Origin of the sequence: Streptococcus mitis, assembly GCF_002096815.1 — a bacterium.
Classification (GTDB): domain Bacteria; phylum Bacillota; class Bacilli; order Lactobacillales; family Streptococcaceae; genus Streptococcus; species Streptococcus mitis_AD.
The window spans coordinates 38,329-62,578 of record NZ_NCVJ01000020.1 but is presented as its reverse complement, the minus strand read 5'-3'; the positions used below and the strand labels follow the sequence as shown (position 1 = coordinate 62,578).

The following is a 24,250-nucleotide window of genomic DNA, read 5'->3' as shown; positions in this document are numbered from 1 at the left end:
TTTGATTTCCTCTTTTCTTTTTTGAAACATCCTTATTCTACGAACGTTTCCATTTAATCACATATTTTTCACTAATATCGACCAATTTCATACCAAGAAGGCTGATAATCGATACCAGAATAATAATAGCGAACATGGTGTCATACTGAAACAGTTTCTTGGACTGAATCATATAAACACCAAGACCCTCAAAGCCTCCCAACCACTCAGATACCACTGTTGTGATAAAGGCGTAGGAGACACTGACCCTCAGACCTGCATAAAAGTAAGGCAGACTGACTGGGATTTTAAAATGCCACAGAATTTGCCAAGGTTTGGCCCGCATCAGACTAAACAAGGTCAGCATATCCTTGTCACAATGCCTAAAACCGTCCAAAATGCTAACGATGATAGGAAAAGTAGTCGTCAAGATAATCAAGACAATCTTGGGTAAAATCCCATAACCGAGCCACAAGACCAGGATAGGAGCTATGGCAATGGTCGGAATGGTCTGAACAACCACCATCATAGGGTAAATCAGATCGTTAAGCCAAGTCAAACTATCCATAAGCACAGCCATGAGACAGGCAATCAAAACTCCCAGAACCAACCCCAGCAAAGCCACTCTCAAGGTCGCCCAGCTATGGTGCCAGAGAAATTCTCTATCACGAACAAAGGCCTGGAGAATTTCAAGAGGTGTCGGCAGGATAAACTTGGGGAGAAGTTTAAGCAAACCTGCTAGCTGCCAGATTGACAAGACTCCTAGAAAGCCCAATAGACTAATGTGTCGTCTCAGTATACTTTTCAAGTTTCTCATCAATACTTAATATCTCTCCTACATTTATTTTAACATTGGCAAAGACATTGTCTGCCTCTTGCCCTGCTACCTCTAGCGCTTCTTTGAGAATGCGCATGAGCTCATCAAACTCCCCTTCCAAGACCGTTTCAAATGGTGTCACCACCATAGTTACTTCTTGAGCTTGCAGATAAGCAATGACCTGATCAATAACAGCAATCCGATCAATTCCCTGTGCCAAGGGTAAAACTTGCAAGGCTATGCTTGCTTTCATAAGAACCTCCTCTTCTCGTTTTCCTTTGACAAAAAGAAAAACCTTTACCATATATGGAAAAGGTCAAGATTAGACTAAGTATCGTTCCCTACGCTGGCATTACCCAGATCAGGTGCGGTCGAAGTTTAACACTTCCTCTCAGACTGTACACAGACTCCCATATATTATATGGACATATGATAGCGCAAAACAAAAAAAATGTCAAGGAAACTGCTTACAGAAAAACATGAAAAAGAGTTTGAAAACAAATGCTTCAAACTCTATATAGCTTTTTTATTTAGCCTCGTACCATGTTGCCCCTTCATTTTCATCTGCGATGAGGGGAACACTGAGTTGAATGGCTTCTTCCATAGTTTGTTTGACCAATTTTTTCATCTCTGCTAGTTCCGATTTAGGCACTTCAAGGACGATTTCATCGTGCACTTGCAACAGCATCTTAGTCTGATAACCACCTGCAACCAAGGCTTTATCTAGCTGAATCATGGCAATCTTGAGAATATCTGCCGCCGAACCCTGGATAGGAGAGTTGATAGCTGTCCGCTCTGCAAAACCACGAATATTGAAGTTGCGCGAATTGATATCTGGCAACTCACGACGACGCTTGAAGAGGGTCTCCACATAGCCCTTATCACGCGCCTCACGCACCACTTCATCCATGTAGTTTTTAATACCTGGGAAGCGTTCAAAGTAGGTATCAATGTAGGCTTTGGCTTCCTTACGGCTAATGCCCAAATTATTCGACAAACCAAAGTCTGAAATCCCGTAAACCACTCCAAAGTTGACAGCCTTGGCATTACGACGGTCGTTTGCAGTCACATCCTCAGGACGCTCAATACCAAAGACACGCATGGCTGTCGAAGTATGGATATCTGCCCCCTCTTGGAAAGCCTTAATCAAGTGCTCATCATTAGAAATATGCGCCAAAACGCGCAATTCAATCTGTGAATAGTCCGAGCTGAGAAGGACACTATCCTCCCACTCTGGCACAAAAGCCTTCCGAATAAGACGGCCTTGTTCCAATCGTACAGGAATATTTTGCAAGTTTGGATCCACACTAGACAGACGCCCTGTCTGGGTCAAATCCTGCACATAGCGAGTATGAATCTTGCCATCAGCCAAAATCCAGTCCTGCAAGCCAATTACATAAGTGGATTGAATCTTAGCAATTTGACGGTAATCCAGGATTTTCTTAACAATCGGAGCAATAGGAGCCAGGCGCTCCAAGACATCCACCGCTGTCGAGTATCCAGTCTTGGTTTTCTTAGTGTATTCTAGAGGTAGCCCCAATTTTTCAAAGAGAAGCACTCCTAACTGCTTAGGCGAGTTGATATTAAACTCCTCACCAGCCAGTTCGTAAATCTCCTGAGTCAGTTTTTCAATGACAAGCTCATTTTCAGCCTGCATCTCAAGCAAGGTCTCTTTCTTGACCGTAATCCCAGCAATTTCCATCTTAGCAAGGACAAAGGCCAGAGGTTGCTCCATATCATAAAGAAGCTCTAATTGCCCATTTTCACTGAGTTTTTCAAGTAAAATAGGCTCTGTTTCGACCAAAACAGCAAGTTTACGAGCTAAATGCTCCAAGAATTTCTCACGTTCAGGAATGGCCTTCTTGACTCCCTTACCATAGAAAGTCTCATCATCAACCAAGTAAGTCTGACCGTAAAGACTCGCAATGGTCGCAATTTCATTGTCCTCAACAGTCGAAAGGAGGTATTTAGCCAAGCGACTGTCAAAAGCAGGCGCCTGCAAATTCACATCAAAACGATGCAAGAGGACTTTGGCCTTCTTAAAGTCATAAACTCTCAGAGGTGTTTTTTCTAAAAAGTCCTTGAAAATCGGCTCTTGCAAAAGCTCAAGTTTATCTGTGGCATAGAGCTTATTCCCACAAGACCAGGCAAAACCAACCAAATCGTCCGTATGGTAATTCTCCCCAAAAAGCTCAAAATGGAAGATAGACTCTTCACTCAGCATATCTTGACTGACTTGGTCAACAATAGTAAAGTCCAAGCTCTCAGCCACATCAGCTGACGACACATTTAAAGCCTGCTTGAGCTGTTTAAAACCCATCTCATCGTAGAATTTCCCAAGATTTTCCACATCTGGACCACTATAGACCAAATCCTCCAAACTAATCTCAATCGGTGCCTTGGTATCAATGGTCGCCAGTGTTTTCGACAAAAAGGCCTGTTCCTTATCATTGATGAGATTTTCCTTCATCTTAGAAGCCTTCATCCCATCGATATTTTCATAAATACCCTCAAGCGAACCATGCTCCAGCAAGAGCTTGATACCAGTCTTTTCACCGATTTTAGTCACCCCAGGGATATTATCCGACTTATCACCCATGAGCGCCTTGAGATCGATAAACTGAGCCGGTGTAATGCCCATCTTTTCCATAAGATATTCTGGCGTAAAGGCCTCAAACTCAGCCACACCTTTCTTGGAAATCTCAACCACCGTATGCTCATCCGTCAGTTGAATCAAATCCTTGTCCCCACTGACAATGGTAATATCAAAACCATCTTGCTCAGCTAACTTATCCAGTGTCCCAATAATGTCATCCGCCTCATACTGAGCTAACTCATAGTGACGAATCCCCATATGATCCAGCAACTCACGAATGAAGGGAAATTGCTCACGAAACTCATCAGGGGTCTTAGCCCGATCACCCTTATAGTCCGCATACATCTCTGTACGGAAAGTCGTCTTTCCTGCATCAAAAGCCACTAAAATATGACTAGGCTCAATCCTCTCTAACAAATGGCTCAACATCAACTGAAAGCCATAAATCGCATTGGTATGCAAACCAGCCGCGTTCTTAAAACGGTCTAACTGCTGATAGAGCGCAAAAAACGCCCGAAAAGCAACAGAAGACCCATCAATCAATAATAATTTTTTCTTATCCATACACCCATTATAAAGGAAAGTACCAAAAAATACCATTGGGAAGAATTCCCTGAGAGAAACTAAGATAATATACAAAAGAGAAGGAAGTTATTCCTTCTCTTGCAAACTACGAAATGAATTAGTTTTTACGTTTCACAAATGGAATAGCACCAAGGAACAATCCAAGGAATCCCAATGATGCAACTGCAACATTATCTTTACCACCAGTATTTGGAAGTTCTTTTTTATCTTCTGCTTTTGCTGCTGGTGCTGGTGCTTGATAAGTATTATCCTTGTTAGTACCTGCTGTTGTAAGAGTATATTCTGGAACTTCATTAATTGCTGGTGCGCCTGTTTCTGCATATGCTGGAACTTCGTTAATTGCTGGTGCGCCTGTTTCTGCATACGCTGGAACTTCGTTAATTGCTGGTGCGCCTGTTTCTCCGTATGCAGGAACATTATTCACTGTAGCGTCTTCACCATTTGTAGATAAAGGCCCTGTATATTCTGGAGCTTCGTTAACAGCTGCTAAGACAAAATTAGCACCACCTTTATATTCTGGAACTTCATTAACAGCTGCTAAGACAAAATTAGCACCACCTTTATATTCTGGAACTTCATTAACAGCTGCTTCTAAACTATTAACTCCACTGTTGAATTCTGGAGCTACCTCAGCTACAGGAGGTAATAATGCTTCTCCGTTTTCATTAACAGGTGTATTAGTTGCAAGAGTTCCTGTGAATTCTGGAGCTACCTCAGCTACAGGAGGCAATAATGCTTCTCCATTTTCATTCACAGGTGTATTGGTTGCAAGAATTCCTGTGAATTCTGGAGCTACCTCAGCTACAGGAGGCAATAATGCTTCTCCATTTTCATTCACAGGTGTATTGGTTGCAAGAATTCCTGTGAATTCTGGAGCTACCTCAGCTACAGGAGCATCAGCCGCATTAACTCCTCCACTATATTCTGGAGCATCGGCTACAGTAGGAGGTGTTGCATCATTTACCCCACCATTGAAATCAGATCCATTATCTCCAGAAGGAGAGGCACCAGGATTCACACCACCACTAAATCCTGGAGCGTTAGGAGCAGTTGGCACTTCGTCAGGTTGTTTAGCATCATCAGAAGGTGCATCACTAGGATTTACACCACCACTGAAGTCTTTCGGTTCTTCACCCTTAGGAACTTCTTTTAAGTTTTCGATATAACCTAAAGTTGTGTTGTAATTCTCAGTTAGTTTGGCAATTGCATCGTCATCCTCTTGAACTGCTTCGTTCACTTCGTCGAAATTGGCCTTAGCTTCTTCAGCTGCTGCTTTAGCAGAAGCAACTGAAACTTCTAGTTTAGTTACAGCATCTTGCAATCCATCTTGGATAGCTTGATCCGCATTGTATTTCTTAGCAGTTTCAAGAGCAGTTTTAGCTTTTTCTAAAGTTTCGTTTTGTTTCTCTAATGTAGCATTTTTCTCTTCTACTACCTTAGCTTTTTCAGCAGCGTCAGCCTTATCTTCCTCAGCTTCTTTAGTTAATTTTTCAATTTTTTCAGCTAAATCATCAGCAATGTCTGTAAGTTTTTTGACAATTGGTTTAGAAGCTTCTTTTTTAGCTGCTTCTTCAATTTTTTTAGTTTCGTCAGCAGTTAATTCTTTAGTTTTATAAGCTTCAGGAGCTTTATCTTTTGTGTTAGCATCGTTGAGGAATTCATCTATAGCTTGAGTAGCTGTAAGAACTCCATCTTCAATCGCTTTTAATAAAGCTTCTTTACCGATTTCAGCTTTTGCTTCTTCGATAGCTTTCGCTTTATCTTCTGGCTTGATGCTAGCATCCTTGTTGACTTTATCTTCAGCTTTTTTTTCAAGTTGCTCTAAAGCACCTTTCAAAGCTTCTAAGTTATCTGCTTCTTCTTTTTTAGCGTCTTCTTCTTTTTTAACTTCTTCTTCAACTTTAGCTTTTGCTTTAGCTGCTTCTTCTTTAGCCTTAGCTAATTCAGCTTCTGCATCAGCTTTAGCTTTGTCTGCTTCTGCTTTTGCAGTCTCAGCAGCAGTTACATCAACAGCTTCTTTTTTAGCTTTAGCTGTAGCTTCTTCTACTTTTTTAGCTTCTTCAGCAACTTTCTTCTCTAATTCAGCAACTTTAGCATCAGCTTCTGCTTTAGCTTTAGCAGCTTTTTCAGCTTCGGTTGGTTCAGCTTCTTCCTCTGGAGTTTCTTCTGCTGGTTTAGCTGGTTCTGCAGCTTCTTTTGCTTCTGCTTTTTTTACTTCTTCAAGAAGATTATCACGTTTTTCAGTTAAATCTTGAATTTCAGCTGTAGCATCTTGAACTTTCTCAGCAGCTTCGTCAAATTCAGATTTGGCAGTATCACGTTCTTTTTCAATCGCAGTTACAGCTTTTTCTAATGGTGCTGTGATATCTTCAGCAAATCCGTTATCTTTAGCGGATTTAAGAGCTTCTTTTGCTTCTTTTAAAGTATCTTCCTGTTTTTTTAGTGTTTCAGCTTTCTTTTCAGCATCAGCTTTTAATTTCTCAGCATCATCCGTTAAGTTTTCAATTGTTTCAGTTAAATCATCAGCTTTGTCTTGCAATTTTTCTGATGCAGGACGAGCAGCATCCGCTGCTTCACCTTCATCAATTCCCGCTTGAACCTCTTCAGGAAGCTTGTCCTTAGATACAGGAGTTTCTGTTTTAATTGTTGGATTAGTATCTTGTGCTTTTTCAGCATCATCTGCTAACTCAGCAAGAATATCAGAGGCACTTAATTCACCAGACTCAACAGCCTTTAATAATTCTTCTTTTGCTTTTTTATCAAGCAATTCGTTATCAGGCATTTGTTTCAAAGCTTCAGTTAGACCTTCTTTAGCTTCAGCTTCTTCTTTTGCGGCTGCTTCTTCTTTTGCGGCCTCTTCTTTTGCTTTAGCGTCAGCTTCAGCTGCTTTAGATTTAGCATTAGCTAATTCGTCATCAGCAGTCTTTTTAGCTTTTTCAGCTTCGACTTTTGCAGTTTCAGCGTCAGCAGCTTCTTTTTTCTCTGTTTCAAGTTTTGCAGCTGCATCAGTTGCTGTAGTAGTTGTTGTATCTACTTTTTCTTGCGCTGCATCAACTTTAGCATTAGCTTCTTTTTCAGTTTCTTTTGCTTTTTCTACCTCAGTTTTTGGAGTTTCAGCCGTAAGTGTAGGCTTAGTTTCTCCAGTAGGTTGAGCAGCTGTAGGTTTGTCATCAGCTTTCACAACTGACGGTTGAGATGCAACAAATGTAGCACCTAAAACAGCTACACTAGCCAAACTGGTTAAAATCATTTTCTTTTTGTTCATCTTGTGTACCTCTTTTTGAGAATCATATTTATGTACATTATAAACCTTTTTTTGAGTGAAATCAAGAAATATATTATATTATATATACTTTATTATTAATATAATGTATTTTGAGGCTATAAAAAACTTCAAGAAAGTAACGCATGTTTTACTAGCTTTCTTTTTTTCTTTCTTTTCATCACTTTCATTTTCTATAGCAAATTATAGTTTCGAATCCAATTCAGATATCTTAACTCTTCATAAAAACTCTAGTTTAAACAAAAAAACAGGAGATTTCTCTCCTGTTCAGATTCAATTACTTAAAATTAAATCCACTCACCATTATGATTTACAGTATAACCGTCTACTATTGTATTAACAGCTAGCTCACCTGAAGAGTAAGAATAATACCACTTACCAGAGACTTGATACCAGCCCGTTTTCATTGCCCCTGAATCATCTAGATAATACCAAAATCCTTTCTCCTGTAACCAGCCTGTCTGCATTTCACCAGATGATTTCAAATAATACCAGGTAGAACCATCTTTCAGCCATCCCGTCGACTTAGAACCATCTGATTTGAAATAATACCAACTACCATTTATTTTCTTCCAACCCACAGTCAATCCATTATTTGAACCATGATTAGATTTATTTACTGATTGATTTTGTGACGAAGTCACTCCCTCCAACTGAATATAACGTCGACTCCCGCTATAAGAAATATAACTCAACCACTTGTAACCATCCTTTTCTATCACCTGATCATAATGAACACTCTCACCTGGAGAATAATATGCAAGTGGAGTTGCATTCAATAATGGTTGATCTTTAATAGGAGTCTCCACCTTAAAATAATGAGTTCCTTTCATCAAAGATGACGATTGACTGGTCACAACATGATTGCTTGTCGAATCTTTTGAACTGCTTGGGACTTCTTTAGAATTGCTTGATAAATCTTTAAAATGAATAAAACCGGTCATCTTGTTTGCTTTTACAATTCGTTTATTATAATTACCTTTATAATCATAGTTATATTCCTCAATTTCTATATTATCTCCCATCACATTTGAAACCCAAGCAACATGGCCATAACCTCCTGCAGTAGACCAAGCAATAGATCCGATAGCTGGTGTATTATCGACACGATAACCTTCACGACGAGCACGATAACCCCATTCACCAGCATTACCATAAGCTCCTGGAAGCTCAAAACCATTTACTCCACTCAAGCGAAAAGCAGCAAATGAAGTACACTGACGAGAATACATCCTCCACTTATCAATACTCTGACTCCCATTTTTATAATAAGCAGGATAATCATCTCCACGAGCATAAGAACTGTTTGCATGAACACTTTCTCCAGCCGACAACATCAGCCCTACTACTAAAAAAGGAACAACCTTTTTAACTGACTTTCTAATAGAAAACCTTGTCTCTGCTACTTTAAATGGTGAAATTTTCATTCTTCCTCCTTGAAAAATAATATAAATCGAAGATTCCCTTCACTTAAACTATTCGGAGAAAAAAGAAAAAGTGAGAAAATTTCTCACTTTAGTCAAGATAATGAATCAAATTCTTTTCTGTAAGGATATCTGAGTAAGTAAAGGATTCAACGTAAACATTAGCTTGTTTATCTCCTTCAACGTTCCCAAATTCAACGATAAATAGGGATGGATAAACCTCAATTAGCTTACCCAATCTATTTTTTTGGCGCTTACGACCATTCTCCAAAGTCATTTCTACGACTTGTCCCTCATGTGCCTTGATTTCTTCTTTGATTTTTTTCATCTTGGCTACATCTGTAAATGCATCTGACATCTTATGCCTCCCTCTTTGAGATACTTGAAAATTTATTGTATTCTTTTTGGAAAATTAATTCCACCGTTCCACGAGCTCCACTACGGTTTTTCTCGATAATAACTTCTACCTTATTATTCGGTATGCCTTCCTCTTCTTCACCACCACGCTCATAGTAATCGTCGCGATAAAGAAAGGCTACGATATCAGCGTCCTGCTCAATAGACCCAGATTCACGAATATCAGACAAGACCGGTCTCTTATCCTGACGTTGTTCTACACCACGAGAAAGCTGACTTAGAGCGATTACTGGAACCTTCAGTTCCTTAGCTAAAATTTTCAACTGACGTGAAATTTCTGAAACCTCTTGTTGACGATTTTCCCGACCAGTTCCCGTGATAAGCTGCAAATAGTCTATTAAAATCAAACCAAGATTTCCAGTTTCTTGAGCCAGTTTACGAGAACGAGAACGAATCTCTGTAATCCGAATCCCTGGCGTATCATCGATATAGATACTTGCATTAGCTAGATTCCCTTGAGCAATGGTATATTTTTGCCACTCCTCATCAGTCAATTGACCCGTACGGATAGAATGCGATTCCACCAAACCTTCTGCCGCCAACATACGGTCCACTAGACTTTCCGCACCCATTTCGAGTGAAAAAATAGCAACTGTTTTGTCCAACTTAGTCCCAATATTCTGAGCAATATTCAAGGCAAAGGCTGTCTTACCAACCGCCGGACGAGCTGCTAAGATAATCAACTCCTCCTCATGAAGACCAGTCGTCATATGATCCAAATCACGATAACCTGTCGCAATACCTGTAATATCGGTCGTTTGTTGCGAGCGAGCTTCCAGATTTCCAAAGTTGATATTCAACACATCTCGAATGTTCTTAAATCCACTTCGATTAGCATTTTCGCTGACATCAATCAGGCCTTTTTCTGCCTGAGCAATGATTTCATCAGCTGGTTGCGAAGCCTCGTAAGCTTGATTGACAGACTCTGTCAACTTGGAGATTAATCGACGTAGCATGGCCTTCTCTGCAACAATCTTAGCATAATACTCCGCATTAGCAGAAGTTGGCACAGAATTGACAATCTCAACCAGGTAAGACAGGCCACCAATATTCTGTAAATCACCTTGATTATCAAGAATGGTACGAACCGTTGTTGCATCTATAGCATCGCCACGATCGGATAAATCGACCATAGCTTGGAAAATCAAACGATGGGCATACTTAAAAAAGTCCCGAGATTCAATATATTCTCGCACAAAAACAAGCTTACTCTCGTCAATAAAGATAGCCCCTAAAACGGATTGCTCAGCTAAGATATCTTGAGGTTGTACTCGTAACTCTTCTACTTCTGCCATCAGACTTCCCTTCCTTTTACAATCTTGTCAAGAAAGTGTAAATTTACCCTTCTTTCACACGAAGATTGATTACACTTGTAATATCTTGATAGATTTTCACTGGTACATCAATCAAACCAACTGCTCGAATCGGAGCTTGTACTTGGATATGACGTTTATCAATCTTAATTCCAAATTGCTTTTGCAATTCTTCTGCAATTTTCTTATTGGTAATGGAACCAAAGGTACGACCATCTGGACCAACTTTTTCAACAAATTCTACAATAGTTTCCTCTGCTTCTAGTTGGGCTTTAATTGCTTTTGCTTCTGCAATCATCTCAGCGTGAGCTTTCTCTTCTGATTTTTGTTTACCACGAAGTTCACCTACAGCTTGAGCAGTTGCTTCTTTTGCTAAATTCTTTTTGATAAGAAAGTTTTGTGCATACCCTGTTGGTACTTCCTTAATTTCGCCTTTTTTACCTTTTCCTTTAACATCTGCTAAAAAGATTACTTTCATTCTTCTTTCTCCTTTTCCTTTATTTCATTTAATACAATTTCTGTCAGTTTTTCACCTGCTTCTGACAAGGTTACATCTTTAATTTGAGCTGCTGCCAAATTAAAGTGGCCTCCACCTCCCAGCTCTTCCATAATCCGTTGTACATTCAGCTTACTACGACTGCGAGCTGAGATAGAGATAAATCCTTGTGTATTCTTCGCAAGAACAAAACTCGCTTCAATACCTGACATAGCTAACATGGCATCTGCTGCCTTACTAATAACAACTGTATCATAACATTTCGAGTCCTTAGCCTCTGCTATTAGTACATCTGAACCTAATTTACGCCCCTGTAAAATCAGTTCATTGACCTCACGATATTCTTCAAAATCTGTCGCAGCAATTTCTTGGATAGCAATACTATCACTTCCTCTCGTTCTGAGATAGCTAGCAACATCAAATGTCCGACTAGTCACTCGTGAGGTGAAATTTTTAGTATCCAACATCATACCAGCCATTAAAACACTTGCTTGCATACGACTCAAACGATTTTTCTTAGAATTCTGGAACTGAATCAATTCCGTTACCAACTCACTGGCACTACTTGCACCACTTTCGATATAAGTAATAACCGCATTATCTGGAAAATCCTGATCCCTTCTGTGGTGGTCGATGACGATGGTTTGGGTAAATAAATCATAAAAATCTTTTGATAAAGTTAAAGCTGTCTTTGAATGGTCTACAAGAATCAACAAAGAACGATTGGTCACCATCCCCATTGCGTCCTTAACAGACAACAACTTTGTAACTCCTTCTTTTTCTAAGAATGAAACAGCTCGTTCAATATCCGGCGACATTTGTTCTTCGTCATAAATAGCATAACTATTTTCAGTCACATTACTGGCAAACAAGTGCATACCTACAGCAGAGCCAAGAGCATCCATATCTAGATTTTTGTGACCAACTACAAAAACCTGATCCACACTTCGAATCTTATCTGAAATAGCTGTCATCATAGCACGCGTACGAGTCCGTGTACGTTTGATTGAGGCAGCAGATCCACCACCAAAATAAACGGGATTTTTCGTTTCGTCATTCTCCTTAACAACCACTTGGTCGCCACCACGCACTTCAGCCAAGTTCAAGTTGAGCAATGCAACTTTCCCTATCTCATCATGATTTCCATCACCATAAGAAAATCCCATACTTAAGGTCAAAGGCAGCTGTCTCTGTTTCGCCTCTTCTCTGAATGCATCAATAACAGAAAATTTATCATTCATCAAGCCCTCAAGCACCGTGTAGTCCGTAAACAGATAAAAACGATCCATACTTACTCGACGGGAGAACATGGCATGCTTCCCAGCAAATTCTGAAACAAAATTGGCTACAAAACTGTTAATATGACTAATGTCAGACTCCGATGTCGCATCTTCTAAATCGTCATAGTTATCAACGGAAACAATTCCAATAACCGGACGACTCGTCACTAACTCAACAGTCGCTTCGTATTCTCCAGACACATCAAAGAAGTAAAGAACACCAGATATCTTGTCCATATGAACCGAATAGCGAGTCTCACCCAAGGTGGCATAAGAACCTGGATTCCCCACAGACGCCTTTATAATTGTTTGAATTAATGCAACATCAATCTCCCCCACTTCATTAGTCAAAATCAATTCAGCGTAAGGATTGAACCATTCAACTTCACCTGACGATAAGTCTAGTTTAATAACTCCGACAGGCATCTGTTCTAACAAAGTTGTCAAACTATCTTCAGCTTGGTGGTTTACATACTGGATTTGTTCTACTTCACTCTTTGAGTAGTAATCTCTCTGATGGATGAATAGTAAAATATATGAACCCAAAATAAGTAGCAAAAGAAATAGCGTTACCAGTGTATTCGTTACAAAAACAAGTTGCACAGATAGCACTCCGAACGCCACTATTCCTAATATTAAGGGGAAAATAGGACTTACATAAAATTTTTTCATTCCAAACCTCTTGGCACCCATTATACCATAATAACCACCAAAAAGCGACTTTTTAAAAGTGTAATCAGTAATTCTATCAATTATAAGAAAAAGGAGGTTTACAATTTAGTAAACCTTCCTTTACACATATTGAAATTAAGATTCTTTAACTTCTAACAAGCCAATCTCGCCATCTTCACGACGATAAATCACATTGGTTGTCTGATCTTCAACATCCACATAGATAAAGAAATCATGTCCCAACAAATCCATCTGTAGAATAGCTTCTTCCAAATCCATTGGTTTTAAATCAATTTGTTTTGAACGAACAACTCTTGATTGGACAACATTTGTATCTTCCACCAAAGCATCTGTAAATAATTGACTAGTTGCTACCTTATTTTTATTTTTACGCTCGATTTTTGTTTTATTTTTACGAATCTGACGTTCAATTTTATCGGTTACAAGGTCAATTGAACCATACATATCTTGAGACACATCTTCTGCACGAAGAGTAATTGAGCCAAGCGGAATCGTCACCTCCACTTTAGCCGTTTTTTCACGATACACCTTCAAGTTAACTCGAGCATCCAACTCTTGTTCAGCTTGAAAATACTTTTCGATCTTTTCGAGTTTAGAAACTACATAATCACGAATTGCTTCTGTTACTTCTAGGTTTTCACCACGGATACTATACTTAATCATATGAGTACCTTCTTTCTAAACATTTTTGTTTTTCTGATTTCATTATAACGCTTTCATTTTATTTTTGCAAATTTTTTCCTCATCTTACAAGGGAAAATGTTTTTACATCCTCAGCACCAGCTTCTTCCAACAGTTTCTTCACACGATTTATAGTTGTTCCAGTAGTATAGATATCATCTATAAGTAGGATTTTTTTAGGAATAGTGACTCCACTTTTGACAAAGAAGGGAAGTTCTGTTGCCAAGCGTTCTGAACGATTTTTGGAAGAACTAGCTCGCTCTTCTCTCTTCTCTAGTAAGTCTTGAAAAGAGAACCCTGCTGCTTCAACTAAGCCTTCAACCTGGTTAAATCCCCTCTCGAGCAATCTTTCCGGACTTAGGGGAATTACAACAAATTGATACTCTTTGTACTTTTTTAACTCCTCACTTAAAACTGAAGCAAAGACTTTTCTTAAAAGGAAGTCTCCATCAAACTTATACCGACTGAAAAAATCCTTCATAGCTTGATTGTAAATAAAAATCGCTCTATGACTGACTTCAACTCCTTCTTTACACCAAAATTGACAATCTTGACACTTTGTTGACAATCCTGTTTTCATACAGTTTGGACAGTTCTCTTCTCCAATCCTATCAAAAGTAGAATCACAATCTAAACAAAGACAGGAGGCATCATTCTTCAGAAGTAAAAGACTACTGAAAGTTAAAACAGCCTTCATAGTCTGCCCACATAATAAACACTTCATAGACCCGCCTCCTTATTCATCTGTTGAATTTCCTTAATTGCCTTTTTGATTGAAGCATTTAACCCGTCATGGAAGAAAAGCAAATCTCCTGTCGGTCTATCCATGCTTCGTCCAACTCGTCCACCAATCTGAATCAAACTAGATTTGGTAAACAGACGATGGTTGGCTTCTACTACAAAAACATCCACACAAGGGAAGGTAACTCCACGCTCCAAGATTGTCGTACTGATAAGTATTGTCAGTTCTCCATCTCGAAAAGCTTGCACCTGCTCTAATCGATCTTCCGTAACTGAAGACACAAAACCAATTTTCTCATGCGAAAATTCCTTCTGTAAGACTTCTTTTAATTGCTCCCCTTTCTTAATTTCTGCAGCAAAAATGAGTAACGGATAACCTGTCTTTCTCTGTTTCTCAATATAAAACTTTAACTTTGGTGATAAACGATTCTTATCCAAATAGCGATTAAAATCGGATAACCAGACAGGTTTAGGAATAATCAAAGGATTTCCATGAAACCGTCTAGGCAAACTCAATCGTTTTAATTCTCCGATGCGAACCTTCCTATCTAACTCATCGGTAGAAGTTGCTGTTAAAAAGATTCTCAAGCCATTCTCCTTTACACTATTCTTGACAGCATGGTAAAGCGTAGGGTTGTCAACATAAGGAAAAGCATCTACTTCATCCACTATTAGCAAATCAAAAGCATGATAAAATTTTAACAGCTGATGAGTCGTTGCAACAACTAGTGGTGTTCGAAAATATGGTTCTGATTCTCCATGTAGGAGGGCTATCTCGCAAGAAAAATCCTTTTGCAGGCGCTTGTACAGCTCCAAACACACATCGATTCTAGGGCTGGCCAAACAAACTGCACCACCTTCATCAATCACTTTGGCCACAACTTGGTAAATCATCTCTGTCTTTCCAGCTCCTGTTACAGCGTGAACCAAGGTTGGTTCCTGCTTATCTACCGCTTGAATCAATCCCTTTGACACCTTCTCTTGAAAAGGAGTTAATTGACCACGCCATTTAAGAACATCTTGCTTCGGAAAATCCTCCTGTGGGAAATAGTATAAAGCTTGATCACTCCTAATTCGCTTCATAATTAAGCACTCCCGACAATAGTAAGCACCGATGGGCAAATACCATTCATCTAAAATAGCACTATCACAACGTTGACAGAAAAGTTTCCCTTTCTCCTTTCTCATTGCTGGAAGTTTCTCCGCCAACTGACGTTCCTCTTCTGTTAATTCATTCTCCGTAAACAACCGACCGAGATAATTTGGATTTACTTTCATACTTCTTTATTCGTAAAAACCTAGCGCTTTAGATGATTTTTTAGTACAATTAAATCATGGAATTTAGAACAATTAAAGAGGACGGACAAGTCCTAGAAGAAATCAAAAAATCCCGCTTTATCTGTCATGCCAAGCGTGTTTATAGCGAAGAAGAGGCTCGTGACTTCATTACTGCCATCAAAAAAGAACACTACAAAGCTACGCATAACTGCTCTGCCTTCATTATTGGGGAACATAGTGAAATCAAACGGACAAGTGATGATGGTGAACCCAGTGGTACTGCTGGCGTTCCCATGCTTGGGGTACTAGAAAATCACAATCTTACTAATGTCTGTGTAGTAGTGACACGCTACTTTGGAGGCATTAAGCTAGGCGCTGGAGGATTGATTCGTGCTTACGCCGGCAGTGTTGCCTTAGCTGTCAAAGAAATTGGCATCATTGAAATAAAGGAACAAGCTGGCATTGCTATTCAAATGTCTTACGCTCAGTACCAAGAGTACAGTAACTTCCCTAAGGAACATGATCTCATGGAACTTGAGACAAACTTTACAGATCAAGTCGATACAATGATTTATGTTGATAAAGAAGAAAAAGAAAATATTAAAGCTGCACTTGTAGAGTTTTTTAATGGAAAAGTCACTTTAACTGATCAAGGTTTACGAGAAGTTGAAGTTCCTGTAAACTTAGTGTAAACAAAGGAGAAAAATATGGCATTTGGTAAATTCATTCAAGGACTCGCTGGTAACTTTAGCGAGCAAAACAAAGAAACTCTTATCAAAGAATATGGACAATATCTACTAGAAAATGAAGAAATTCAAAGTGGATATAAACTGATTCGTGACTCAATTATATTTACAAATATACGTATTATCTTTACAGATAAACAAGGTGCTACCGGTCGTAAGATGTCTATTAAATCAATCTTTTTGATGAACATTGTTAACGTTGAAATGGAAACTGCTGGAGCAGGTATAGATGATAGTGAAATTACTATTACTTATTTAGAAAATGTCTTTCTAAAAGCACATAATGAGCATTTTAATGCTCATAAATTTGAATTCCCTAAGAAAACGGATATCATTCCACTTTACACCTATTTATTAGAATTAGCTTATCACAATCGCTTGAAAATTAACGGCTTAGACCTTTGATATAAAAAAATCCTATCACTTCGATAGGATTTCTATATTTTACAAATGGTATAGATAGCGTTATACTAGAAATATCTTATACAAAGAGGTATTCATATGTCTATTTATAACAACATTACTGAATTAATCGGTCAAACTCCGATTGTTAAACTCAACAACATCGTGCCAGAAGGGGCTGCTGACGTCTATGTAAAGCTTGAAGCATTCAACCCTGGTTCTTCTGTAAAAGATCGTATTGCTCTTAGCATGATTGAAAAAGCTGAACAAGACGGTATTCTGAAACCAGGTTCTACAATTGTTGAAGCAACAAGTGGAAACACTGGTATTGGACTTTCATGGGTAGGTGCTGCTAAAGGGTATAAAGTCGTCATCGTTATGCCTGAAACTATGAGTGTAGAGCGACGTAAGATTATCCAAGCTTATGGCGCTGAACTCGTCCTAACTCCTGGAAGCGAGGGAATGAAAGGTGCTATTGCTAAGGCTCAAGAAATCGCTGCTGAACGTGATGGTTTCCTTCCTCTTCAATTTGACAATCCAGCTAATCCAGAAGTACACGAAAGAACAACAGGAGCTGAAATACTAGCTGCTTTCGGTAAAGATGGACTAGATGCCTTTGTTGCTGGAGTGGGTACCGGTGGAACGATTTCTGGTGTTTCTCATGCACTCAAATCAGCAAATTCTAACATTCAAGTTTTTGCAGTAGAGGCAGACGAATCTGCTATTCTATCTGGTGAAAAACCTGGACCACACAAAATTCAAGGTATCTCAGCTGGATTTATTCCTGATACACTGGATACAAAGGCTTATGATGGTATCGTTCGTGTAACGTCAGACGATGCTCTAGCACTCGGCCGTGAAATTGGTGGAAAAGAAGGTTTCCTTGTAGGGATTTCTTCAGCTGCAGCTATCTACGGAGCAATTGAAGTTGCCAAGAAATTAGGTACAGGTAAGAAAGTCCTTGCTCTAGCACCAGATAACGGTGAACGTTATCTCTCTACAGCACTCTATGAATTTGAAGTGTAGTCTCCTAAATACACTTGGCCCTTATTATAGGGCTTTTTATTTATACCTTAAAAGTAGGAACATCTCCCTATAAAGATTGACTGCATAGAAAAAAGGAAGCAATTTAGCTTCCTTCCTTTTTATTATTAGTTATTCAAGGCTGCTGCCATTGTAGCTGCAACTTCAGCTTCGAAGTCGTTTGCAGCTTTTTCGATACCTTCACCAACTTCAAAGCGAGCGAACTCAACTACTGAAGCGTTAACTGATTCAAGATATGCTTCAACTGTCTTGCTGTCATCCATGATGTATACTTGTGCAAGAAGTGTGTAAGCTTGGTCAACTTTAGTGTTGTCAAGCATGAAGCGGTCCATTTTACCTGGGATGATTTTGTCCCAGATTTTTTCTGGTTTGCCTTCTTCAGCCAACTCAGCTTTGATATCAGCTTCAGCTTGAGCAATCACTTCATCAGTCAATTGAGCTTTTGATCCATACTTCAAGTGTGGAAGAGCTGGTTTGTTAACCATTGCACGACTTTCGTTGTCTTGGTCGATAACGTGGTTCAATTGTGCCAACTCATCTTTAACGAATTGCTCATCCAATTCTTTATAAGAAAGAACTGTTGGTTTCATCGCTGCGATGTGCATTGACAATTGTTTAGCAAGTGCTTCGTCTCCACCTTCAACAACTGAAATAACACCGATACGTCCACCATTATGTTGGTAAGCACCAAAGTGTTGTGCATCTGTTTTTTCAATCAATGCAAAGCGACGGAATGAGATTTTTTCTCCGATAGTTGCTGTTGCAGATACGTATGCAGCTTCAAGAGTTTCACCTGAAGGCATTGTCAAAGCAAGTGCTTCTTCATTATTAGCAGGCTTTCCTTCAGCAATAACTTTAGCTGTAGTATTTACCAATTCAACGAATTGAGCGTTTTTCGCAACGAAGTCAGTTTCAGCGTTTACTTCAATAACTGCTGCAACATTACCGTTAACATAAACACCAGTCAAACCTTCTGCAGCAACACGGTCAGCTTTCTTAGCTGCCTTAGCCATACCTTTTTCACGAAGCAATTCAATCGCTTTTTCGATGTCACCGTCTGTTTCTACAAGCGCTTTTTTAGCGTCCATAACACCGGCACCAGATTTTTCACGCAACTCTTTTACAAGTTTAGCTGTAATTTCTGCCATTTTGATTCTCCTATATTTTTTAAAAATAGGAGAGCCGGGCTAAGCCCCGCCCTCCTAGGTAATACTATTTATATAAATTAAGCGTTGTCGCCTTCTACAACTTCAACGATTTCTTCGATTGAATCTGCTTGAGCTTCTGAAGCTGCAAACTCTGCTTCAACTGCTACTGCATCTTCACCTTGACGTCCTTCGATGATAGCGTCAGCCAATTTAGCTGTAATCAATTTAACAGCGCGGATAGCGTCATCGTTAGCTGGGATGATTACATCGATATCATCTGGATCAGTATTTGTGTCAACCATCGCTACAACTGGGATTCCCAATTTTTTAGCTTCTTTAACAGCGATTTGCTCTTTATGTGGGTCAACTACGTACATCACATCTGGGATACGAGGCATATCTTCGATACCACCCAAGAATTTTTCAAGACGTGCACGTTGTTTGTTAAGAAGTGCAACTTCTTTCTTAGGAAGAACTTCAAAAGTTCCATCTTCTTCCATACGTTTGATTTCTTTCAAACGAGCGATACGTTTTTGGATTGTTCCCCAGTTTGTAAGAGTTCCACCCAACCAACGGTGGTTGATGAAGTATTGACCTGAACGTACTGCTTCTTCAGCAACTGCATCAGCTGCTTGTTTCTTAGTACCAACAAACAATACAACTGCATCGTTAGCTGCTGCATCACGCATGAAGTCATATGCTTGGTCAGCGTATTTTACAGTTTGTTGCAAGTCGATAACGTGGATTCCGTTACGCTCTGTAAAGATGTACTTAGCCATCTTAGGGTTCCAGCGACGAGTTTGGTGACCAAAGTGTACACCAGCCTCAAGAAGTTGTTTCATTGAAATTACTGCCATGAGTATTTCTCCTTTTTGTTTTTTTCCTCTTCTTGACTTCAACTCGCAAAACGACCCAAGGGCAACTGTTTCACAATTCATCAAGAATGAGTATTATCGTTCACACGACAAGTTTCATTCTACCATACTTTTTCAATATTTTCAAGCTATTTTAGTAGATTTTTAAAGTAGATAATTTCTGCCAACTTCTCAAAGTAACTTCCACTTGGAAGTCCAAAGTGGAAATTAGTTTGGGAATTTAGCATTAAATTACTAATAAAAACTCTAAATTTAAAGCATCCCAACATATACTGCTGGGATGCTCTAATAGCTAAATTTTTTAAAATTTAATATAGTGGCAAAATCATTAGTTTATTTTATCTACTTCGAAGTTTCTTACGAATTTTATAAGCTAGATTAAACAAAAAATATAATGAACTAGTTGGATAATTAAACTCACCAGCAAATTCCTCGATAGTAGGATTAAACTTGGATTTAAAGTTAATTAACCCACCCTCTAAATTGTTTTCAATTCCACCCATATTATGAGTCTCAGCCCCTCGTTCAAAAGAATGTTGAGCTGTCTCAAACCATGTAGGAATAGCAGGTTGATAGTGTTTAAATTCTTCATTCATTCCAGCATATAAGTTCTCAGAAGTTTTCCCAAATTCGATAGTTAAAGTACCAGACAATGGGACAACACTGTCCCCTCTTTCAATATGACTCTTAAGAAAAGAAATTTCTTCCTCTAATCGTTTTCTCTCTTGCTGATTCTCTTTTATTTTACCTTCTTTCGTTTTATCTGTAAACTTCTGCGCTGTTTTTAGATTCTTTTCGAATTGTTGCTCAACTTCTTTCAGTCTATTAGGTAGATCTAAATAGCTCAGTGTGATAAAGGAGTGATCAGGATAAGTATCCAGTAACTTCTGATAATAATCTTTGCCTCGTAAACTGATATTCTTGCGAGACTCTGTTTTCTTCATTAAAAATGAAAATTCATCTAATAAATCAAGTCCACCAAATTTTACTTCTAATCCTTTATTTCTTGCAGTTCGGATGGCCTGTCTAGTAGACTTAGAAAGTTGATCCAGTGAGAAATTTTCTTTATGAATATTAGCTTGAAAACGTGGTTGTATATTTTCTGCCATATCCTTTGTTAAGCCTGTCCAATAAACTTTATTTTTTTTCAGTTCTTCGACAATTGCTAAAGCCATAGAATTTTGGACAGTTTCTTGGTCAATAAGACCTCTACTGATAAATAAACTTGGGTCAAATTTAACCATTATTGCATGGCTTTTTTTAGCAAGTTTTTTCAACGTTAAAAGAACAAATTTCAGAAGTTCTTTATCTTCATAGTCAATTACTGGACCTCGTGGAATATAAAACATAGAAAGTCCTAATGGTAGCGGCTGAATTAAGATATTTGCTACTCCAACTAATTGATTATCTTTATAAAAGCCAACTCTCTCGTTCCCCCAAGTATCCTTTATCTTGGACCAATCACTACTCTGTAATAAATTTCCTTGAGGATGATTTTCTAAAAATAAATCCCACTCTTTAGCATCAACATTTATTTTATACCTAAACATAACTTCAACACCGACTCCCTTAGAAACCATTTTTTATTAACATGCTACACTCGTACTAAATCTCTACATTTCATTTTACTTTAATTAAATAATTATAAAAATAGAAAATAAGTTCAAGTAATTATATAATGAAATTAATTTTTCCAGCACTATACAAAGGGTGAGATTAATAAGATCTCACCCTTTGTATAGTAATAATCAGTATATTAGTTTGGATAAATGTATCTTACAGTACCTCTTGATGCTGTCGGATTAAACCATCCACGATAATTTCCGATTGGTTGAGTTCCACTTCCATCATAGTTACACTCAGAAACTTGAATACGAGTTGATGATTCAACTGCTGTAACAACTGCTACGTGACCGTATCCTCCATCATCCCAACATGCAATCGCGCCAACTTGTGGTGTAGAACCTGTACGGAAACCTGCAGCTGCTGCACTTGCAGCCCATTGACCGCCATTACCCCAGTAATCACCAGCCCATGGTGCTAAAGTTTTTACTCCCCATGTACATTGACCTACAGGATAGCTTGATGCATTTGTACTGTATGTCGGATGTTGTTTCACTGGTGCAGGAGTATAGCTTGTTGATTCCGCTGAAGCACTACTTGAAGATGATTCAGACGAACTAGATGACGAAGAAGTAGTTGATACTGCTTGAACTTCTGCTGTAAAAGTTGTATTCCCAGAAGCAACGACTTTTTGTTGTTGACTTGCTTGTTTAGCTTTATAAGCTGCTTCTGCTTCTGCAGCTGCTTTAGCTTCTGCTTCTGCTGCAGCTTTTTTCTCAAGTAAACTTGCTTTTTCATCCTCTGCAGTAGCCTTTTCAGCAGCAAGATTCAATTCTGCAGCTTTCAACTCAGCTTGTTTTGTAGTTAATGATTGAGCATCATCAGCTAGTTTTTGCTGATTTGCAATAACTGTATTAATTGCATCATTATTTGCTACTTGTTTTTCAGAAATAGCTTTTTTATCTGCTTTTTGTTGTTCCAACATTTTGTTGTTTGCAGATACGATTTCACTCATTGCAGCAACACGTGAAATAGCTTCTGTAATTGATTTTGAGTTTACAATTGTATTAATGTAATTTGTTGCAGCTCCATTTGTTTGAGCACTACGAGCTTGTTTTTGTAATGAATCATTGCGAGATACAATATTCTTAGAAAGTTCTGTAATTTCACCCTCAAGCTTTTTAGATTCTTCTTGTAGTCTATCATTTTCAGATTGCAAGTTTGATTGCTCTGTTTGAATAGCAGATACTTGCTCCTGAACTTGATCAACTTGTTTTTGGGCTTCTTGTTGTTGTGCTGTTAAGTTGCTAATTTTATTATCTTGAGCAGCAATTTTGTCATCAGTAGTTTCTGCATGCGCAGTTGTTAAAACAGCTGCTTGAGAAACCATTACTGTACTTAGTAAAAGTGACGCTAAGATTTTTTTCTTCATATTTCGTAGATACTCCTTCTTTTAAAGACATTACTAGTATACCAAAAAAAGGCCTAATGAATATTACGCCTTTGTTACATTTTTATTTCTTTCTTATAGGTAAAATTTTTCAAAAATAAACTGAAAAGTAATCATCCATATAAGGTTCAAAATCATTGATGGTACTAAACTATAGACTATAAACAAAGACATACTATCCACAGTTAAACCTACCACTATTGCAAGTATATAAGCTCCCATCTCAAATAGAAAAGTCATGACAATAATTGCCAGCATTCTCGTCCAACGATTCAATAAAATAACACTATTAAATTTATGGAGAAATGCCCCCAACAAGACGAACAACAAAGTCGCAATCCCTATCAAGTGGAAAAAGTAAATGTCATAAACCAAACCCACTACAAAACAATATGCTAAATAGAGATACTCTGATACCTCAATCGTCTCAAATAAGAGAAACAAAAATAGAAAATGACTAGCCAACTGCACGTGGGGAAAAAATGAGCCCAGAAGCTGACTAATATGGGCATCAATTAGAACAAAGAAAGGAAGCAATAAAAATACTCCAACCCGCTTCAACTGTCTCATTATGAATTCCCCACTAATTCTATCACACTCACATTATGAGTATCTGCACTTAATTTAACTGTTACTTCTCTTGTCAAATAGTCTGTACTATGCGTTGTAGCAACCACTTCACCAACAGGAATATCAGCAACGTTAAAGTTTCCTAATCCACCAGTGGCCACCTTATCTCCCGCACTAATATCGCTATTACTATTTAATTGGCTAATTTTTAGAACTTCATTTTCCTTGTCATAGCCAACAATAATTCCATAAATTGTTGTAGAACCATGTTGAATTTTAACAGAAATCTTATCAGCATTTTCCGTATTTGTCAGAAGGTTGACCATAGTAGAGTTGTCCTCCACTTTTGAAACACTCCCAATCAAACCACCATTTGCAATGGCTAACATATTTTCAGAAACCCCTTTTGATTTACCTGCATCCAGGGTCAATTCCTGCTTCCAAGATACTGGAGAACGCATAATAACATCTGCTGCTAAAGTCTTTGTAGCTTGTAATTTGGACTTCATATCAAGCAATTGACGCAGTTGTTCATTTTCCGTCTTTAAACTTTCCGCCTCATTTGATTTAACTTCTAATTGGTAAATCTGTTTCTTCAAACTTTCATTTTCATTATAAGTTCGTGTCAAATGAGCCAAATCTGATTTGACAGAATCAAACCACTGAAAAGGTTTTTGAACAACTCTATCAACCAATGAGATTCCATCTCCTAATTTTGTCACAATTGTACTTGAATAAGTCGTCGCTAAGAGAGCTGACACAAGCAAAACAGTGACAAAAACAATAATGACATATTTTGATTTTTTAAAACGGTTCATATCCCTACCTTCATATCAAAAACTGTTACAGTAATTTTTTATCAATTCCTG

General features: G+C 38.4%; 21 protein-coding genes and 1 riboswitch. Of the genes, 3 read left to right on the top strand and 18 right to left on the bottom strand.

What is annotated here, in order from left to right:
• Positions 1–37: 37 nt before the first annotated feature.
• The 12 genes from B7696_RS05585 to B7696_RS05530 form a co-directional block, all read right to left on the bottom strand.
• The gene (locus B7696_RS05585; RefSeq protein WP_167747867.1) at positions 38–796 is read right to left on the bottom strand and encodes an ABC transporter permease; all 759 of its coding nucleotides are present in this window, start codon (positions 794–796) and stop codon (positions 38–40) included.
• Positions 759–1,049 (bottom strand): thiamine-binding protein, encoded by a 291-nt coding sequence (locus tag B7696_RS05580; protein ID WP_000647659.1) that lies wholly within the window; start codon positions 1,047–1,049, stop codon positions 759–761. Before B7696_RS05580 ends, B7696_RS05585 begins: the two co-directional genes overlap by 38 nt.
• A 68-nt stretch (positions 1,050–1,117) precedes the next feature.
• A riboswitch (TPP riboswitch) is annotated at positions 1,118–1,220 on the bottom strand.
• A 102-nt stretch (positions 1,221–1,322) separates the two neighbouring features.
• A complete protein-coding gene (gene polA / locus B7696_RS05575; RefSeq protein ID WP_084862863.1) occupies positions 1,323–3,956 on the bottom strand; it encodes a DNA polymerase I in 2,634 nt (877 codons plus the stop codon).
• 118 nt (positions 3,957–4,074) lie between these two features.
• Positions 4,075–7,242, bottom strand: a complete 3,168-nt coding sequence (locus tag B7696_RS05570) for an SIALI-17 repeat-containing surface protein (protein ID WP_084862629.1) — start codon at positions 7,240–7,242, stop codon at positions 4,075–4,077.
• A 305-nt stretch (positions 7,243–7,547) separates the two neighbouring features.
• Positions 7,548–8,687: an SH3 domain-containing protein gene (locus tag B7696_RS05565; protein ID WP_049552675.1), complete on the bottom strand. Its 1,140-nt coding sequence runs from the start codon at positions 8,685–8,687 to the stop codon at positions 7,548–7,550.
• A gap of 88 nt (positions 8,688–8,775) precedes the next feature.
• A complete protein-coding gene (locus B7696_RS05560) occupies positions 8,776–9,042 on the bottom strand; it encodes a Veg family protein (RefSeq protein WP_001278169.1) in 267 nt (88 codons plus the stop codon).
• A 1-nt stretch (position 9,043) separates the two neighbouring features.
• Positions 9,044–10,396, bottom strand: a complete 1,353-nt coding sequence (dnaB, locus tag B7696_RS05555; protein ID WP_004263550.1) for a replicative DNA helicase — start codon at positions 10,394–10,396, stop codon at positions 9,044–9,046.
• A 43-nt stretch (positions 10,397–10,439) separates the two neighbouring features.
• Positions 10,440–10,892, bottom strand: a complete 453-nt coding sequence (gene rplI, locus B7696_RS05550) for a 50S ribosomal protein L9 (protein ID WP_000864213.1) — start codon at positions 10,890–10,892, stop codon at positions 10,440–10,442.
• The gene (locus B7696_RS05545; RefSeq protein ID WP_049552676.1) at positions 10,889–12,862 is read right to left on the bottom strand and encodes a DHH family phosphoesterase; all 1,974 of its coding nucleotides are present in this window, start codon (positions 12,860–12,862) and stop codon (positions 10,889–10,891) included. Before B7696_RS05545 ends, rplI begins: the two co-directional genes overlap by 4 nt.
• Before the next feature lie 135 nt (positions 12,863–12,997).
• Entirely contained in the window at positions 12,998–13,546 is a 549-nt protein-coding gene (hpf, locus tag B7696_RS05540) for a ribosome hibernation-promoting factor, HPF/YfiA family (RefSeq protein WP_004255322.1), read from the bottom strand.
• A gap of 79 nt (positions 13,547–13,625) precedes the next feature.
• Positions 13,626–14,288, bottom strand: coding sequence for a ComF family protein (locus B7696_RS05535; RefSeq protein ID WP_070842124.1), 663 nt, complete (start codon positions 14,286–14,288; stop codon positions 13,626–13,628).
• The gene (locus tag B7696_RS05530; protein ID WP_084862627.1) at positions 14,285–15,583 is read right to left on the bottom strand and encodes an ATP-dependent helicase ComFA; all 1,299 of its coding nucleotides are present in this window, start codon (positions 15,581–15,583) and stop codon (positions 14,285–14,287) included. The genes B7696_RS05535 and B7696_RS05530 overlap by 4 nt, the downstream gene beginning before the upstream one ends.
• 56 nt (positions 15,584–15,639) lie before the next feature.
• On the opposite strand from B7696_RS05530, the gene B7696_RS05525 reads away from it, so the two are divergent.
• The 3 genes from B7696_RS05525 (at position 15,640) to cysK (ending at position 17,757) form a co-directional block, all read left to right on the top strand.
• Positions 15,640–16,275 carry a YigZ family protein gene (locus B7696_RS05525; RefSeq protein WP_084862625.1) on the top strand — a complete coding sequence of 212 codons (636 nt, stop codon included), beginning with the start codon at positions 15,640–15,642 and terminating at the stop codon, positions 16,273–16,275.
• 15 nt (positions 16,276–16,290) lie between these two features.
• A complete protein-coding gene (locus B7696_RS05520; RefSeq protein ID WP_000863906.1) occupies positions 16,291–16,734 on the top strand; it encodes a PH domain-containing protein in 444 nt (147 codons plus the stop codon).
• A gap of 96 nt (positions 16,735–16,830) precedes the next feature.
• Positions 16,831–17,757 (top strand): cysteine synthase A, encoded by a 927-nt coding sequence (gene cysK / locus B7696_RS05515; protein ID WP_049521100.1) that lies wholly within the window; start codon positions 16,831–16,833, stop codon positions 17,755–17,757.
• A gap of 125 nt (positions 17,758–17,882) precedes the next feature.
• Here the strand turns inward: cysK and tsf are convergent, their stop codons facing one another.
• The 6 genes from tsf to mreC all read right to left on the bottom strand — a co-directional run bounded on the left by tsf (position 17,883) and on the right by mreC (position 24,199).
• On the bottom strand, positions 17,883–18,923 hold the full coding sequence (gene tsf / locus B7696_RS05510) for a translation elongation factor Ts (protein WP_049491122.1): 1,041 nt from the start codon (positions 18,921–18,923) through the stop codon (positions 17,883–17,885).
• Positions 18,924–19,000: 77 nt separating this feature from the next.
• Positions 19,001–19,780 (bottom strand): 30S ribosomal protein S2, encoded by a 780-nt coding sequence (gene rpsB / locus B7696_RS05505; protein WP_007556349.1) that lies wholly within the window; start codon positions 19,778–19,780, stop codon positions 19,001–19,003.
• 356 nt (positions 19,781–20,136) lie between these two features.
• Positions 20,137–21,348: an aminoacyltransferase gene (locus tag B7696_RS05500; protein ID WP_061589696.1), complete on the bottom strand. Its 1,212-nt coding sequence runs from the start codon at positions 21,346–21,348 to the stop codon at positions 20,137–20,139.
• 206 nt (positions 21,349–21,554) lie between these two features.
• Positions 21,555–22,793 carry a peptidoglycan hydrolase PcsB gene (gene pcsB, locus B7696_RS05495; protein WP_004269801.1) on the bottom strand — a complete coding sequence of 413 codons (1,239 nt, stop codon included), beginning with the start codon at positions 22,791–22,793 and terminating at the stop codon, positions 21,555–21,557.
• 93 nt (positions 22,794–22,886) lie between these two features.
• Positions 22,887–23,381: a rod shape-determining protein MreD gene (mreD, locus tag B7696_RS05490; RefSeq protein WP_084862624.1), complete on the bottom strand. Its 495-nt coding sequence runs from the start codon at positions 23,379–23,381 to the stop codon at positions 22,887–22,889.
• Complete coding sequence (gene mreC, locus B7696_RS05485; RefSeq protein ID WP_084862622.1) at positions 23,381–24,199, bottom strand: rod shape-determining protein MreC; 819 nt, start codon at positions 24,197–24,199, stop codon at positions 23,381–23,383. Before mreC ends, mreD begins: the two co-directional genes overlap by 1 nt.
• Positions 24,200–24,250 lie beyond the last annotated feature (51 nt).